We start from the raw sequence: 15,646 nt of genomic DNA, 5'->3' as shown, positions 1-15,646 counted from the left end.
CGCCTTTGGCGTGGCGGGCATGATGGTGTGGATCGGGTCCTGACCTTTCTGACTGCCCCTGCGGCACCCCTGTTTTCCTAACGACGAAGGCCCCTCCATGACCCTGCATTTTATCAACGCGCAGCTGATCGACCCCGAAGCAGGCACCGTCACCCACGGCACGCTTCGGGTCGAGGATGGCAAGATCGCGGCGGTACTGGACGATACCGCACCGATCCCCGGAGATGCGCAGGTCGTGGATTGCCGTGGGAAATACCTCGCCCCCGGTATCGTCGATCTGGGCGTCAAGGTTTGTGAACCCGGGGAGCGACACAAGGAAAGCTTCCGCTCTGCCGGGCTGGCAGCGGCTGCGGGTGGGGTCACGACAATGGTCACCCGCCCCGACACCGACCCCACCATCGACAGCCCCGAAGTGCTTGAATTCGTCACCCGCCGTGCGAACGAGGCCGCGCCGGTCAACGTCGTGCCCATGGCCGCGCTGACCAAGGGCCGCGAAGGCCGCGAGATGACAGAGATCGGATTTCTCATGGATGCCGGTGCCGTGGGCTTTACCGATTGTGATCGCGTGGTGACGGATACCAAAGTGTTCTCCCGCGCGCTGACCTATGCCCGTAGCCTTGGCGCGCTTGTCATCGCTCACCCGCAGGAACCCATTCTGAGCAAGGGGGCGGCGGTGACCTCTGGTAAATTCGCGTCGCTGCGCGGGCTGCCTGCCGTCTCGCCCATGGCGGAACGCATGGGGCTGGACCGCGACATCGCCCTGATCGAAATGACGGGTGCCCGCTATCACGCCGACCAGATCACCACCGCCCGCGCCCTACCCGCGCTGGAGCGCGCAAAGAAGAACGGTCTGGATATCACCGCCGGGGTCGGCATCCACCACCTGACGCTGAACGCGCTGGATGTGGCCGACTATCGCACCTTCTTCAAGCTCAAGCCCCCCCTGCGCGACGAAGAGGATCGCATCGCCGTGATAGAGGCCGTGGCCTCTGGTCTGATCGATATCATCTGTTCCATGCACACCCCGCAGGACGAGGAATCCAAACGGCTCCCGTTCGAGGAAGCCGCATCGGGGGCCGTCGCATTGGAAACCCTGCTGCCGGCAGCCTTGCGACTGGTCCACTCCGAGATGATCGATATCGCAACATTGTGGCGTGCGCTGTCGTTCAACCCTGCGAAACGTCTGGGGCTGCCCGGGGGGCGGATGTCCGTCGGTGCCCCCGCCGATCTGGTGCTGTTTGATGATGGCGCGCCTTTCGTGATGAACCGCGAGGTTTTGCGGTCGAAATCGCGCAACACCCCCTTTGACGGGATGCGCATGCAAGGTAAGGTCTTGGAAACTTACGTTTCCGGCACCTGCATCTATAAGGCCTCCTGAATATGCCCCTGATCGACTCTTCCCTATTCGTGCTCCTGTTCTGGGCCGTTGCGGCCTATCTGATCGGGTCGGTCCCATTTGGCATGGTGCTGACCCGCGCGATGAATCTAGGCGATCTGCGCAGCATCGGGTCGGGCAATATCGGTGCCACCAATGTCCTGCGCACTGGTTCCAAAAAAGCGGCGGCGCTGACGTTGATCCTGGATGGGGGCAAAGGGGCCGTTGCGGTGCTGCTGGCACGGCTCTTCGCGGGCGAGGACGCCGCCCAAATTGCCGCATTGGCCGCGATGCTGGGCCATTGCTATCCGGTCTGGCTGGGGTTCAAGGGCGGCAAGGGCGTCGCGACATTCCTTGGTGTGTTGCTGGCACTTGCATGGCCCGTCGGCCTCGCCTGCTGTCTGGCGTGGCTGATCGCCATGGCCCTCACCCGCACCTCGTCCATCGGGGGGCTGGCATCCGCCGCGGCATCGACCTTTTTTATGATCTTCCTGGGCTACGGCAGCGCGTTATTTCTGGGCATCCTGCTGACCCTGCTGGTGTTCTGGCGCCACCGCGAGAACATCAAACGCATCCGCGCGGGCACCGAACCCAAAATCGGTGCCAAGAAAGACTGACCCTGTGACGGCTACCGTAGACGCGCGCTTTTTGGACGCGTTCCACGCGCTGCCCGACGGCACCCACACCGGCAGATATCAAACCCGCCGCTATGTTTGGTCAAAAAACACCTTCAACACAGGTAAAAGCTGGAAACTGGTGGCCGAGGAATTAGGCGGTCCGGACTATATCAGCCTGAACCTCTATGCGCTAGCCAGCGGCGCACGTCTTTATCCCTGCGAAATGCCCGCGGGCAAGGTCATTGCCTTTGTCCGCGGGCTGATCATCGAGGATCAGTAAGAATAGTCGGCGTAGATACGGCTGAGGTCACCCTGCCACTTGCCGTTGTAATCCTCCAGCAGCTCGTCCGCAGGGACCTTGCCGGTCTCGATGCTTTCCTTCAGCGCGTTCAGGAAATGCGTCTCGTCCGGGACCATCCCTCCGGCACCGCTGCGCGCCCGTGCTTTCAGCCCTTGTTCGGACAGGGCCACGGCCTCGCGCGCGATGTCATGCATGCGCACGCCGCCCACCTTGGCCTGCAACCCGTCGACAGAGGCCGCGACCCGCAGCGCCTCGCGCGTTTCCGCGTCCCAGTCTTTAACCAGATCCCACGCACCATCCAGCGCCTGTTGGTCATAAGTCAGCCCGACCCAGAACGCGGGCAAGGCACACAGACGACGCCAAGGCCCACCGTCGGCACCGCGCATTTCGATGAATTTCTTGATCCGCGCCTCGGGGAAGGCGGTGGTCAGGTGGTCCGCCCAATCGCTCAGCGTCGGCATTTCCCCGGGCAGCGCAGGCAGCTTGCCTTTCAGGAAGTCGCGGAAAGACTGCCCCAGGGCATCGATATATTTTCCATCGCGGTAGACAAAATACATCGGCACATCGAGCGCATATTCCACCCAACGTTCAAAACCCATGCCGTCTTCAAACACCCAGGGCAACATGCCCGTACGCGCCGCATCCAGATCACGCCACACGCGGCTGCGCCATGACTTATGGCCGTTGGGCTTACCTTCAAAAAACGGCGAATTCGCAAACAGCGCCGTCGCGACAGGTTGCAAGGCCAGCGCCACGCGCAGCTTTTGCACCATGTCCGCTTCGGACCCGAAATCAAGGTTCACCTGCACCGTGCAGGTCCGGCGCATCATGACCCGGCCCATCGTGCCGACCTTGGTCATATATTCGTTCATCAGCTTGTACCGGCCCTTGGGCATCAGATCCATCTGGTCGTGGGACCATTCCGGTGCCGCGCCCAAGCCAATGAACCCCGCGCCGATCCGGTCCGCCACATCGCGCACTTCGCGCAGATGGGTATTCACCTCGTCGCAGGTCTCGTGGATGGTTTCGACGGGCGCGCCCGACAGCTCCAACTGACCGCCCGGCTCGAGCGAGATATTCGCCCCGTCCTTGACCAACCCGATCAGCTTGCCGCCTTCTTCCACAGGATCCCAGCCGTGGCCGTCGCGCAGCCCTTCCAACATGGCGCGGATCGAACAATCGCCCTCATAGGGCAAGGGCAGCAGCGTCTCTTTATTGTAGCCGAATTTCTCGTGCTCGGTGCCGATGCGCCAATCTTCCTTGGGCTTGCACCCGTCCGCGAGATAGTTGACCAGCTGGTCGTAACTTTCGATCGGGCCGCCGCCGGATTGAGGGATAGACATGTGGGGTGGCTCCGAGTTCAATTTCTGTGATCTAAGGGATGGTGCGATTTGGACGGGGTGTCAATGCAACAGGGTCGAGGCCGGCCGCATCGAACGCCGCTCCCAAATCACGACGGACAGGGTCTTGTCATCGGCCAATTCAGCCAACATTCTTTCGGTACGCAGCCCCGGAAGTGCGGCAAAAGCGTCAAAAAGCGCGTCCGCCCCCGCGGCATCCACGGGGATCATCACGGGATTTTGTCCAGGCTGTTCCAGTTTCCAATGCGCCGGATAGGCCCCGCGCTCAAGGCTCAGACGCTCCATCTCGCGTAGGGCGATGACGCCGCCGGTCAGGGGACCGAAATAGGCGATCTGCCCCTCATCCACCTGCACCGCTCCGGCCCCGAGTCCGGTCTTGCGAAACCGCACACGCTGCCCGCCGATCCAGACAAAGATCACCCCCGCAAGGATCAGCGCATAGCCCGGTATCGCCAACAGCAACCCCGGCCCCGCCACCAGCCAAAGCCCGATCAAAGCGACCGCGATTCCGCCCAGAACCTCGCGCCAACGCCACAGTTCAGCCTTCGCCTCAGGTCGCAGAAAACTCATCGTGCTCTCCTACTGCAGGCTTCATTTTGCCAGATAAACTCCACGGGGGCGTGGGGGGGTGAAACCCCCACTCCGACAGCGCCACCCGCACCCAAGGCCATATCTCTCGTGCAAACGCTTCTCGAAGTCATCCTGCCCGTCTTCCTTGTCATCGGCTTTGGCTATGTCTCTGTCTGGCGAGGGTATTTTCCGGTCTCGGGCATCGACGGGGTCATGCGGTTCGCGCAAAGCTTCGCGATCCCCTGCCTGCTGTTCCAATCAATCGCGCATCTGGATCTATCGGCCTCTTTCGACCCGCGACTGCTGTTCAGCTTCTACACCGGCGCGGCGGTCTGCTTCACGCTGGGGCTGTTCGGCGCGCGCATCCTGTTCAAACGCGACTGGGAAGACTGTGTGGCCATCGGGTTCTGCAGCCTCTTTTCCAACTCGGTCCTGTTGGGGCTGCCGATCACGGAACGCGCCTATGGGCCCGAGGCGCTGATCGGCAACTTTGCGATCATCGCCATCCACTCGCCGTTTTGCTACGGGCTGGGGATCACGGTGATGGAGTTCGTGCGCAACCGGGGCCAATCCGGTCCGGCCTTTGCGCGCAATGTGGCGCGGGCGATGTTCCACAACCCGTTGGTTCTGGGCATCCTCGCGGGCTTTGCCGTGAACTTTAGCGGGCTGGCGATCCCCGGTGTGATCGACGACGCGCTGTCGCTGATCGTACGCGCCGCCCTGCCCGCGGCCTTGTTCGCCTTGGGCGGCGTGTTGATCCAGTACCGCCCCGAGGGCGACAGCAAGACCATCGCCATGGTCTGTCTTTTGGCACTGATCGTCCATCCCGCGATTGTCTGGTTCATGGGCAGCGGCTTTGGCCTGCCGCAGGATCTGTTCCGCTCGGGCGTGCTGACGGCAGCGATGGCACCGGGGTTCAACGCCTATATCTTCGCCAATATGTATGGCCGCGCGCGGCGGGTCGCGGCAAGCTCGGTGCTGGTGGCGACGGTGGGGTCGGTGCTGACCGCGTGGCTCTGGCTCAGCGTGCTGCCATGATGCCCGTGCTCTATTCTTTCCGGCGCTGCCCCTATGCCATGCGCGCGCGGCTGGCGCTGCGGTCGGCCCGCCAGCAGGTGCAGCTGCGCGAGGTCGTGCTGCGCGACAAGCCCGCCGCCTTTCTGGCGACCTCGCCCAGTGGGACAGTGCCCTGTCTGGCGCTGGATACGGGCGAGGTCATTGACGAAAGCCTCGACATCCTGATCTGGGCTCTGCGCCGACACGATCCCGAAGGGCTGCTGAACATGCCTGACGCGGGATGGGACTGGATCAACCGCTGCGACGGGCCGTTCAAACACGCACTGGACCGCACGAAATACGCCACCCGCTACCCCGACGCCGATCCGGAGGCAGAGCGGGCCAAAGCCGTCGCTCATCTGGCGGCGCTGGACGCGCAAATTAGCTCCTATATTTTCGACACCCCCAGCCTTGCCGACATAGCGATTGCCCCCTTCGTGCGGCAGTTCGCCTTCATCGACAAACCCTGGTTCGACGCGCAGCCCTGGCCACAGTTGCAGGCGTGGTTGGACCGGTTCCTGACCGCGCAGGCCTTTGCCGCCGTGATGGATAAATACCCGCAATGGGCAGAGGGCGACGCGCCTACGGTCTTTCCTGCCTAGGCCGACAGCCCCTCGCCCCGCCCCCGCAAACGCTGCATTGCGGCACAAGTTACCCTACGTCACGAGGCCGTGCCTCCGTCCTGACAGCCGTCAGGCAGGTTGCCACAGCGGCGTGCACACTCCTAACCTTGGGTCGTGGTCCCACCGGATCACAACAACCGGGAGGAGACATAATGAAACATTTCAGATCAGGTCTGGTCGCCGGGGCGCTGGCCCTTGGCACCGCCTTTGCCACCCTAACCCCCGCATGGGCCCAAGAGCTGCCGCGCGGCGATGCGACCGCCTTGGGGTTCGACCCTGACCGACTGGCGCGGATGGATGCCACCTTTGGCGCGCTGGTGGACAAGGGGATGACGCCGGGGGCCGTGCTGATGCTGATCCGCGACGGTCAGATCGCGCATCTGTCCACCATGGGCAAACGCACCCCCGACGGGGAGCCGATGACCGAAGACACGCTGTTCCGCATCTACTCCATGACCAAACCCATCACATCCGTCGCCGCGATGATGCTGGTCGAAGAAGGCAAACTGCTGCTGAACGCGCCTGTCTCGACCTATCTGCCCGCCTATAAGACCCTGACCGTGGTCACCGGCGAGAAAGACGCCGAGGGCAAGCCCGTGACTCGCCCCGCCAAAGGCGTGATGACGGTGCGCGACCTGATGCGCCATACCTCGGGGCTGACCTATGGCTTCTTCGGGGCCGGTCCCGCGCGCGAGGCCTATAACGCGGCCGGGGTCGCCTCGCCCGAGAACACGGCGATCGAGCAGGCCAATCTGCTGGCGTCTCTGCCGCTGGAGCATGACCCCGGCACCACATGGGAATACTCCCGCGCGACGGATGTTCTGGGCGCGGTGGTAGAGGTCGCGTCGGGCCAGACGCTCGAAGAATTCATGAAGGCGCGTATCTTCGACCCGCTGGGGATGGAGGATACGGCCTTCTACATCGATGACGCTGCGGATTTCCCGCGGATCGCCGAACCCTTCGCCGATCAGGCCAAACTGGGCAGCCGCGATGTTTTTGACCCGCGCGTGCGCAAGCCGAACCAGTCGGGCGGCGGCGGGCTGATGTCCACCGTGCATGACTACGCCAAATTCGCGCAGATGATGCTAAATGGCGGAGAGCTGAACGGCACGCGGCTGCTGTCGCCCAAGTCGGTGCAGCTGATGACCTCGAACCACCTTGAAGGCATCAAACCCGGAAAATACTACCTGCCCGGCCCCGGCTACGGCTTTGGTCTGGGGTACGGTGTGCGACTTGAAACCGGCAACGCCCCGTCAATGGGCTCCGCCGGTGAATACAACTGGGGCGGTGCAGCGGGCACCGGCTATCACGCGGACCCTGCCGAAGATATGATCGCGCTGCTGATGATCCAGTCGCCCGCCAATCGTGGGCCGCTGCGGCTGATCTTCAAGAACCTCGCCTTTAGCACGCTGGCCGACAGCCGCGTCGACGATTGACCCCGCGGGGCCACGCGCCCTGCCCCATACCCTCGCACAAAAGGCCCCTGACGTCGGGGCCTTTTGTCGTTCAGCACCACAGATCGCTGGCTTGCGACACGGAAACCCCCTAAAATTTCACACCGGCCATTGCCAGCGGGATGGTCCGCGTTACGTCATCGCTTTGATTATAAAGGGTTCACATTGTGGCAACAGAAACACTCGGCGCGCTAAATCCTGTAACTGCGATCGCATTGGTCGGCGCGATCGGGGTGGGGTCTCAATGGATCGCATGGCGGCTGCGGATGCCCGCGATCGTGCTGATGCTAGTGGCCGGCATCCTGATCGGGCCGGTTCTGGGCATCTTCGACCCCGCACGGGATATCGGGCCGTTGATGGGGCCGATGATCTCTATCGCCGTGGCGATTATCCTGTTCGAGGGCGGTCTGTCGCTGAACTTTCACACGCTGCAAGACGCGGTCGGCGGTGTCCGCCGGCTGGTCTATATCGGCGCGCCCCTTGGCTGGCTGATGTCCGCACTGTCGCTGCATTATGTGGCAGGGCTCAGTTGGTCCAGCGCGGCCGTCTTTGGCGGGATCATGATCGTGACCGGCCCCACGGTGATCGCGCCGCTGCTGCGCACCGCGCGGCTGTCGCGCCGCCCTGCCACCCTGCTGCAATGGGAGGCGATCCTGAACGACCCCATCGGCGCGCTGGCCGCCGTACTGGCCTTCGAGGTCGTCATCGCGCTGAACACCGCGACAACAGCGTCCGAGGCGATGCTGGAGCTGTTTATCGGTGCCGCCGTCGCCACGGCCGCTGGTGTCGCTGCGGGGATCGGCCTGTCGCGCGCCTTCAAACGCGGCTGGGTGCCCGAGTATATGAAGGTGCCCGTGCTCTTTGCCCTGCTGCTGGGGGTCTTTGCCGCGTCCGATGCCGTGCTGCACGAAAGCGGGCTGCTGGCGGTGACCATCATGGGGATCGTGATCGCGAACTCCAAACTGCCCAGCTACGAGGAAATGCGCCGCTTCAAGGAACATGCCACCGTGCTGCTGGTGTCGGGCGTGTTCATCCTCCTGGCCGCAGGGCTGGATGTTGACGCGCTTGGCAATCTTGACTGGCGCGCGGCAGCCTTTGTTGCTGTGGTGGTGCTTGTCGCACGGCCTGTGACGGTGTTTATCTCGCTCATCGGGTCAGGCATCCCGTTCCGCGAAAAGCTACTGGTGGCCCTGACCGGACCGCGCGGCGTCGTGCTGGTCGCGGTCGCGGGTCTGTTCGGCGAACGCCTGCTGAGCCTCGGGTTCGAGGACGCCGCCCTGATCGCGCCGCTTGCCTTTGCGCTTGTGGCGGTGACCGTGGTGGTCAACGGCTTCACCCTCGCCCCCTTTGCACGGCTTTTGGGGCTGACCGGTGCGGACACGCCCGGCGTGGTGATCATCGGCGGCTCGGACTGGACCACGCAGCTGGCCGAAGTGCTCAAGAAAGCGAAGATTCCGGTGCTGATGACCGACCCCAACTTCATCCGCCTGCGCAAGGCGCGTGCGGCGGGGATCGATACATTTTCGGGCGATATTCTGTCAGAGGCGGCAGAGCAGCGCGTCGAACTCGTCAGCTATGCCACGCTGATCGCTGCCACGGATAACGACGCTTACAACACGCTGGTCACCACCGACCTGGCACCGGAATTCGGCCGCGAGAATGTGTTTCAGGTGATGCGCGAGAAATCCGAAAGCAGCCGCCACCAACTGCCCCGCACCCTTGGCGGTCGGCCCTTGGGGCTAGAGGCGACCCATGCGGAACTGCGTGATCTGATCGCCCAAGGCTGGCGCTTCCGCAGCACGCGTCTGTCCGAGGAGTTCACGCTGGAAGACTGGCGCGCCGAAAGCCCCGAGGCGCGGCTGCTCGCCCAGATCACCACCAGCGGCGAGATCAAGTTCATGCGCAAGAACGAGGAGTTCAAGGGCGGCGATGGCATCCATGTTATCGCTCTGCGCCCGCCGGAGGAGTGATCAAACCACACCCACCCGCGCAGCATACTATCTACGCGGGTATTTCAGCTTTGCATTAACCTTAATTGGACCATTTTTTCGCCACACCGGTCAGGCAGTTGCTTCAGTCATGTAGGTAACCAACTGAAAAGGCACATCTATGTTAGTAAGTTCACTTTTCTCTGGCGGCAGCCAGCAGTCTCAGCCCAAAGGGGCCGAGAAACAGAAAGATAAGTCCGAGACCGGTAACACCGAAAAGAACAACGCCAAAGCCAAAGACGAACAGCCGGCCGCGCAAGAAACGCAGCCCTCCGCTGAAACTGCCCCTGCGCAGTCGTCTCAGGCCGCCGCCCCTGCGCAGAAAGCGCAAGCCCCCGCTGCGGAGGCTCCGGCCCCCGTCGCCCCAACCCCGGTTGCCACCTCGGACGCCGAAGACAGCGGCATGAGCGAGGCGCAAGCCCGCGCCGCAGCCGAAGCCCGGATCGAAGCCGCACAGGCCCGCAGCCTGATCGACTCGATCGCGCCGGTCAGCAGCTCGCCCCAGCAGGCCAGCAAATCCTACCTGTCGGCCCTGCTGAAATCGAACGCGCCAACAGAGGCCGCATCAACGGCCAAATCCGCCGCTGAGCCCGTCGCCGACAAGGCCGACAAAGCGCTGAAAGCCGCCGCGTAACCCACGCAGCCCCGCCGCGCCCGAACACCCTTCGGGCGCGGCGCATAGTTCACTGCCAAGACAGACATCAAAACGCAAGCACTGAAGCGCGCGAATTATGTATGATTATCAATAAGTTGAAGTGGTGCGGGTGAAGGGACTCGAACCCCCACGCCATAGGCGCCAGAACCTAAATCTGGTGCGTCTACCAATTCCGCCACACCCGCATTGCGCGTTCACTATCAAAGAATTTTCCCAGTGGCGAGGGGGAAAAACGCGCATGACGTATAGTTTTTGTCACCTGCCACGCGTGCCTGCACCCGACGGCCGCTAGAGGTCCAGCGCCTTGAAGATGCGGGGGATTTCTTCGACCAGATCTTCGGCGATCAGCCCCGGTCCGAACTGACGTGCTGCCTCTACATGCAGCCACGTGGCGTATTGCGCCGCCTCGAAAGGCGCGATGCCGCGGGCCAGCAGACCGGTGATCATACCCGACAGCACATCCCCCGCGCCTGCGGTGGCAAGCCACGGGGCCGCGCGATCGCCCGTGCCGTGATGCGCCGCGACGCGGCCGTCGGGATGCGCGATCAGGGTGGTCGCCCCCTTATACAGAACAACCGCCCCCGCCTTTTGTGCCGCCATCAGACAGACCTGCGCCTTATCGGCGTCACTCTCGGATATCTGCTTGAAAAGGCGCGCGAACTCTCCGCCATGCGGGGTCAGCACGCAGTGCGGGCCAAGGCGCTCCCACAGGGTGGGCTCCTGCGCGATCAGGGTCAGCGCGTCGGCGTCCAGCACGCAGGGCTTGCCGCATTCAAGCACTGCCCGCACCAGCGCCACATGGGCCGGTTTCAGCCCCAAGCCCGGCCCGATGCACAGCGCCCGCACGCGTTTGTCACCGGCCAGCTCTGCCAGATCCTCGGGGCCTGTGACGCGCGACAGCATCAGGGCGGTGATCTGCATCGCCACCTCCATCTGCGCGGCGGGCGGTACGGCCAGTGTGACCAGCCCCGCCCCCATCCGCAACGCCGCCCGCCCGGACAGCCGCGCCGCACCCGTGCGCCCGGCCCCACCGGTCACGACAATCGCATGCCCGTGATCGAACTTATGCCCCTGCCCCTTGGCCAATTGATCAAAGTCCAGCGTGTCTGCGGTGATGGCAGTCGGTTGCATGGCAGCCCCTTTCCGGTCCGTCTTTTGCCCAAAGATAAACCACCTGCCCAAGCGATAGCCAAGCCTGCCAGCACATGGATTTTCAAACTGCACAGATTTTAATCGCAACGCACATAAAACAGCCGATGCGCACAAATTTTCGCCTCTTTCGGTGGACTCCATCGCGCGTCTGGTAGACCGTCGGCCCGCACGGTGAGATGACACCGATGTAGACCGAAAATCACCCGTCTGGCAGGGAGGCCTCAGATGAAAAAGATCGAAGCTGTAATCAAGCCGTTCAAGCTTGATGAAGTCAAGGAGGCGCTCCAAGAGGTTGGCGTTCAGGGCCTTAGCGTTATCGAAGTCAAAGGCTTCGGGCGTCAAAAGGGCCATACAGAATTGTACCGTGGCGCTGAATATGTCGTGGATTTTCTGCCCAAGGTAAAAATCGAGATCGTCTTGGACGACGATCAGGTAGACGCCGCCATCGAGGCCATCGTATCGGCCGCGAAGACCGAAAAGATCGGCGACGGCAAAATCTTCGTCAGCCCCATCGAACAAACAATCCGCATCCGTACCGGCGAGACCGGGTCAGACGCGCTTTAATCGAATTTACGAGATTCAAGAAAAGGATATCATCCAATGAGCACCAAGGACTTCCTGAAGAAGATCAAGGACGAGGACATCGAATACGTTGATGTACGTTTCACCGATACACGCGGTAAACTGCAGCACGTGACAATCGTCTCCGATCTTGTTGACGAAGATTTTGTCGAAGAAGGGTTCATGTTTGACGGCTCCTCCATCGCGGGTTGGAAAAGCATCGAAGCCTCCGACATGAAGCTGATGCTCGACACGGACACCGCTTATGTTGATCCGTTCTATGCCGAAAAAACCATCTGCGTGCACTGCTCTGTTGTAGAGCCCGACACAGGCGAAGCCTATGAGCGTGACCCCCGTGGCACCGCGCAAAAAGCCGAAGCCTATCTGAAAGCCTCCGGTATCGGTGATGTGGCCTATATGGGTCCGGAAGCCGAATTCTTCCTGTTCGATAACGTCAAATTCTCGAACTCGATCAACAAGGTATCCTACGAAGTTGATGCGTCCGACGCGTCCTGGAACACCGACACCGACTATGAAATGGGCAACATGGGCCACCGCCCGGGCCTCAAGGGCGGCTACTTCCCCGTGAACCCCACGGACGAAGCCCAGGACCTGCGCGCCGAAATGCTGTCGACCATGAAACGTCTTGGCATGAAGGTCGACAAACACCACCACGAAGTGGCGTCCTGCCAGCACGAACTGGGACTGATCTTCGGCACGCTGACCGAACAGGCGGACGAGCTGCAAAAATACAAGTACGTGATCCACAACGTGGCGCACGCCTATGGTAAATCCGCAACCTTCATGCCCAAGCCGATCTATGGCGACAACGGCTCCGGCATGCATGTGAACATGTCGATCTGGAAAGACGGCAAGCCCCTGTTCGCAGGCGACAAATACGCCGACCTGAGCCAGGAAGCGCTGTATTTCATCGGCGGCATCCTGTCCCACGCGAAATCGCTGAACGCCTTCACCAACCCGGCGACCAACAGCTACAAGCGTCTGATCCCCGGCTTCGAAGCCCCCGTTCTGCGCGCCTATTCCGCACGCAACCGCTCGGGCTGTGTCCGTATCCCATGGACCGAATCCCCCAAGGCAAAACGCGTAGAGGCCCGCTTCCCCGATCCGGCGGCAAACCCCTACCTGTGCTTTGCCGCGCTGCTGATGGCCGGCCTTGACGGGATCAAGAACAAGATCGATCCGGGCGAAGCCATGGATAAGAACCTGTATGATCTGCCCGCCGAAGAACTGGCCGATATCCCAACCGTTTCCGGTTCCCTGCGCGAAGCGCTGGAAGAACTGCAGTCGGATATGGATTACCTGCTGGCCGGTGACGTCTTCACCAAAGACCAGATCGAAGGCTATATCGAACTCAAGATGGAAGAAGTGCACAAATACGAGCACACCCCCCACCCTGTTGAATTCGGCATGTACTACAGCTGCTAAACGCGCTCTCCACCCGGACGGGTGGCCAGACCAACAGCAAAGGGCGTCCCTATCGGGGCGCCCTTTCGCTTGGAATGCGTCTTGCTATTTGAAGTTCGAAACAGCTGGGCTAGAGTCAGCCGAAGTTTAATATAGTCAGAGGTTATTTCATGCGCCCCACCAAACGTCTTGCCACGGCACTTATGCTTTCTTTGGGCTTCGCCGCCCCAGTTGCAGCGGCCCAATGTGGCAACAACGCGGGAGGCTTCGACGCCTGGAAACCCGCCTTCGCGAAAGAGGCCGCCGCCGCGGGTGTCGGTCAACGGGGGCTCGATGCACTGGCAAACGCGCGCTATGCCAGCAGCACCATCGCCGCCGACCGCAACCAGAAATCCTTCAACTATTCGCTCGATAAGTTCATGCAGGTGCGCGGTGCCGATACGATCGTCGCCCAAGGCCGCAAGCGCAAGGCCCGCAATGCAAGCTTCTACCAGTCACTCGAAGCGCGCTACGGCGTGCCAGCGGGGGTGATCATCGCGATCCACGGGATGGAAACCGCCTTTGGTGGCTTCATGGGCGATACCTCGGTGGTCTCTGCGATCACAACGCTGACCTATGACTGCCGCCGCTCCGATTTCTTTGCCCCCCACGCCATCGGCGCGCTGAAACTGGTTGATGCCGGCGCGATCAATGGCGGCACCAAAGGCGCAAAACATGGCGAGCTTGGCCACACCCAGTTCCTGCCCGGCAATGCCCTGCGCTATGGGGTGGACGGTAACGGCGACGGCCGCGTTGATTTCTACAACCAGACCGATGCGCTGGCCTCGACCGCGAACTTCCTGCGTCAGAAAGGCTGGCAACCCGGTGCCGGCTATCAGGAAGGGCAAACCAACTTCAATGTGATCAAACAGTGGAACGCTGCCGGCGTGTACCAGAAAGCCATCGCAATCATGGCCGCCCGCATCGACGGCTAACCCGCTCGAAAATAAAAACAACCGCCACGCGCGCGCCGGTCCTGCGGCGCGCGCGTTTTGCTTCCAAATGGCTGAAAATCCTCGCCGAAGGCATCCGCCCCGTGCCACCCGCACCACCCCATTGCAATTGCAGCACCCAAGCGCCATATAGCGCCCATAGGGAAAGGCCCCTGCCGTCCGCATATCGGTGAAGTCCTTGATCAAGAACACACCTTCAATCTCGCGGATTGACGGGCAACGCGGACCCCCTTCGACTTTTGCGAGAGCAGGAGTGTTATGATGACAACCCAAACCCATCCCACCGCCGTACCTTCGGCTGATGTGTTGAAATCCCAAGCCAAACGCTTGCGCGCGGACCTTGCAGCCCAAGGCGCAGCACTGTCCCATGCGGCGACGCTGGAAATGGTGGCCCACCAATGGGGCGCGCGCGACTGGAACACGCTGAGCGCCCAGGCCGCGGCCCCTGCGCAGGGCTGGACGCCCGGGGACCGCGTGCAGGGCCGCTATCTAGGCCATCCCTTTACCGGCGTGGTCAAGGCGGCGCGGCTATCGGGCAGTGGCATGTGGTCGCTGACCCTGCGCTTTGACACGGCGATTGACGTTGTGACCTCGCCCCTGTTCAGCAATATGCGGCGGCAGATCAATGCGGTGGTCGATGCCCAGGGGGTCTCCCCGCGCAAGACCTCTGACGGGCAGCCGCATCTGGTCCTGACCTAGCGTCATCACTCCCGAAGCATCGCGCCTGTCCGGGTTCGCTCAGGCAGGCGCATCTCCGTCGCGCACCACATAGGTGTGGATCGTAAAGACGACTGCGTCGCTTTCGGGCAGGCGCAGGATGCACTGCCGCTCTGACCGGATAAAGGGCATGTCGCTGCCTGTCTCGCGCCGCCGCGGCTGGTGCAGATCCGCATCCGCATAGCGCAGTTTGTTGAACCGCCACAGGGGCCGCCCTGCCCGCACGCCGTCAAACAGACGTTGCACACGCCGCGCGATATCGGCGTCATATTCCTCGACCGGGGCGTGAATGCCCGTCAGGGGTTGCTCTATCTTATCCGCCAGACGCCAGTTCGCCGGAAAGCACAGTGCCGCAGCGGTCAGCACATGTTCATCGCCACGCTTTTGCAGGATGCAGAGGTCTTCTTGCACCAGATGCGCCAACGTCCACAGCGGTTGCGACCGGTCCAGCGTGACCTTGCGCCCGTCGGGGCAAACCACCGCATCAGCCCCGAGGGTGAAACCGAAACGCGGCAGAAGGGCCAGCGCCTCGGACAGCAGCTCTGCCGCGGCGGGTCTGGCGGCCTCGCTTTGGTAGAAAACAGCCTCGGGTCGGTCCGCCAGCAGCGCTTCGCGGTAGACCATCTGCGGCGCGTAGGCTTCGTCCATCAGCAACCAGTCCTCCGCCCCGCAAGGCCCCGTGCCCGGCAATCCGGGCGTGCCGGTCTGCGCATCCGGTAGTCTGGTTTGCAATATCACGGGCATGAGGTCTCCTTTTTGGTCAGCGGATGAGGGCCAGCCGGGGGGGGGGGGCACCCGG

At 62.4% G+C, this 15,646-nt stretch carries 16 protein-coding genes and 1 tRNA gene; 12 read left to right on the top strand and 5 right to left on the bottom strand.

The window, feature by feature from the left end; translation table 11 throughout:
• Positions 1 to 97 precede the first annotated feature (97 nt).
• Genes pyrC through B4F27_RS09675 form a run of 3 tightly spaced genes read left to right on the top strand, consistent with a single transcriptional unit; the run spans position 98 to position 2,272 of the window.
• The gene (pyrC, locus tag B4F27_RS09685) at positions 98 to 1,378 is read left to right on the top strand and encodes a dihydroorotase (RefSeq protein WP_286759547.1); all 1,281 of its coding nucleotides are present in this window, start codon (positions 98 to 100) and stop codon (positions 1,376 to 1,378) included.
• A 2-nt stretch (positions 1,379 to 1,380) separates the two neighbouring features.
• Positions 1,381 to 1,992, top strand: coding sequence for a glycerol-3-phosphate 1-O-acyltransferase PlsY (gene plsY, locus B4F27_RS09680; protein ID WP_286759546.1), 612 nt, complete (start codon positions 1,381 to 1,383; stop codon positions 1,990 to 1,992).
• A gap of 4 nt (positions 1,993 to 1,996) precedes the next feature.
• Positions 1,997 to 2,272: a hypothetical protein gene (locus tag B4F27_RS09675; protein WP_286759545.1), complete on the top strand. Its 276-nt coding sequence runs from the start codon at positions 1,997 to 1,999 to the stop codon at positions 2,270 to 2,272.
• Here B4F27_RS09675 and B4F27_RS09670 read toward each other — a convergent pair.
• Positions 2,266 to 3,636, bottom strand: coding sequence for a glutamate--cysteine ligase (locus B4F27_RS09670; RefSeq protein ID WP_286759544.1), 1,371 nt, complete (start codon positions 3,634 to 3,636; stop codon positions 2,266 to 2,268). The two genes, B4F27_RS09675 and B4F27_RS09670, sit on opposite strands and share 7 nt — an antisense overlap.
• Positions 3,637 to 3,696: 60 nt before the next feature.
• On the bottom strand, positions 3,697 to 4,224 hold the full coding sequence (locus tag B4F27_RS09665; protein ID WP_005849675.1) for a hypothetical protein: 528 nt from the start codon (positions 4,222 to 4,224) through the stop codon (positions 3,697 to 3,699).
• Positions 4,225 to 4,332: 108 nt separating this feature from the next.
• On the opposite strand from B4F27_RS09665, the gene B4F27_RS09660 reads away from it, so the two are divergent.
• The 5 genes from B4F27_RS09660 to B4F27_RS09640 all read left to right on the top strand — a co-directional run bounded on the left by B4F27_RS09660 (position 4,333) and on the right by B4F27_RS09640 (position 9,979).
• Positions 4,333 to 5,262 (top strand): AEC family transporter, encoded by a 930-nt coding sequence (locus B4F27_RS09660; protein WP_005852681.1) that lies wholly within the window; start codon positions 4,333 to 4,335, stop codon positions 5,260 to 5,262.
• The gene (locus B4F27_RS09655) at positions 5,259 to 5,882 is read left to right on the top strand and encodes a glutathione S-transferase (RefSeq protein ID WP_286759611.1); all 624 of its coding nucleotides are present in this window, start codon (positions 5,259 to 5,261) and stop codon (positions 5,880 to 5,882) included. The genes B4F27_RS09660 and B4F27_RS09655 overlap by 4 nt, the downstream gene beginning before the upstream one ends.
• A 173-nt stretch (positions 5,883 to 6,055) precedes the next feature.
• Entirely contained in the window at positions 6,056 to 7,339 is a 1,284-nt protein-coding gene (locus B4F27_RS09650; RefSeq protein ID WP_286759543.1) for a serine hydrolase domain-containing protein, read from the top strand.
• A gap of 185 nt (positions 7,340 to 7,524) precedes the next feature.
• Entirely contained in the window at positions 7,525 to 9,327 is a 1,803-nt protein-coding gene (locus B4F27_RS09645; protein WP_286759542.1) for a cation:proton antiporter, read from the top strand.
• A gap of 139 nt (positions 9,328 to 9,466) precedes the next feature.
• A complete protein-coding gene (locus tag B4F27_RS09640) occupies positions 9,467 to 9,979 on the top strand; it encodes a hypothetical protein (protein ID WP_286759541.1) in 513 nt (170 codons plus the stop codon).
• 122 nt (positions 9,980 to 10,101) lie between these two features.
• On the opposite strand, the gene B4F27_RS09635 is transcribed toward B4F27_RS09640, so the two are convergent.
• Positions 10,102 to 10,185, bottom strand: a tRNA-Leu gene (locus B4F27_RS09635).
• A 103-nt stretch (positions 10,186 to 10,288) separates the two neighbouring features.
• Positions 10,289 to 11,131, bottom strand: coding sequence for an NAD(P)H-hydrate dehydratase (locus tag B4F27_RS09630; protein ID WP_286759540.1), 843 nt, complete (start codon positions 11,129 to 11,131; stop codon positions 10,289 to 10,291).
• Between the two features lie 246 nt (positions 11,132 to 11,377).
• Here B4F27_RS09630 and B4F27_RS09625 point away from each other — a divergent pair, with 246 nt between their 5' ends.
• The 4 genes from B4F27_RS09625 (at position 11,378) to B4F27_RS09610 (ending at position 14,829) form a co-directional block, all read left to right on the top strand.
• On the top strand, positions 11,378 to 11,716 hold the full coding sequence (locus B4F27_RS09625) for a P-II family nitrogen regulator (RefSeq protein ID WP_005852659.1): 339 nt from the start codon (positions 11,378 to 11,380) through the stop codon (positions 11,714 to 11,716).
• A gap of 36 nt (positions 11,717 to 11,752) precedes the next feature.
• A complete protein-coding gene (glnA, locus tag B4F27_RS09620) occupies positions 11,753 to 13,159 on the top strand; it encodes a type I glutamate--ammonia ligase (RefSeq protein WP_005852657.1) in 1,407 nt (468 codons plus the stop codon).
• Between the two features lie 149 nt (positions 13,160 to 13,308).
• Positions 13,309 to 14,112, top strand: coding sequence for a lytic murein transglycosylase (locus tag B4F27_RS09615; protein ID WP_286759539.1), 804 nt, complete (start codon positions 13,309 to 13,311; stop codon positions 14,110 to 14,112).
• A gap of 279 nt (positions 14,113 to 14,391) precedes the next feature.
• Positions 14,392 to 14,829 carry a glyoxalase superfamily protein gene (locus B4F27_RS09610; RefSeq protein ID WP_286759538.1) on the top strand — a complete coding sequence of 146 codons (438 nt, stop codon included), beginning with the start codon at positions 14,392 to 14,394 and terminating at the stop codon, positions 14,827 to 14,829.
• Between the two features lie 39 nt (positions 14,830 to 14,868).
• Here B4F27_RS09610 and B4F27_RS09605 read toward each other — a convergent pair whose 3' ends face one another.
• Complete coding sequence (locus B4F27_RS09605; RefSeq protein WP_286759537.1) at positions 14,869 to 15,591, bottom strand: heme-dependent oxidative N-demethylase family protein; 723 nt, start codon at positions 15,589 to 15,591, stop codon at positions 14,869 to 14,871.
• Between the last annotated feature and the right edge of the window lie 55 nt (positions 15,592 to 15,646).

The organism is Sulfitobacter sp. UBA1132 (genome assembly GCF_002311545.1).
Classification (GTDB): Bacteria; Pseudomonadota; Alphaproteobacteria; order Rhodobacterales; family Rhodobacteraceae; genus Sulfitobacter; species Sulfitobacter pontiacus.
The sequence above is the reverse complement of the archived record's forward strand: the minus strand, read 5'-3'. Positions and strand labels throughout refer to the sequence as shown.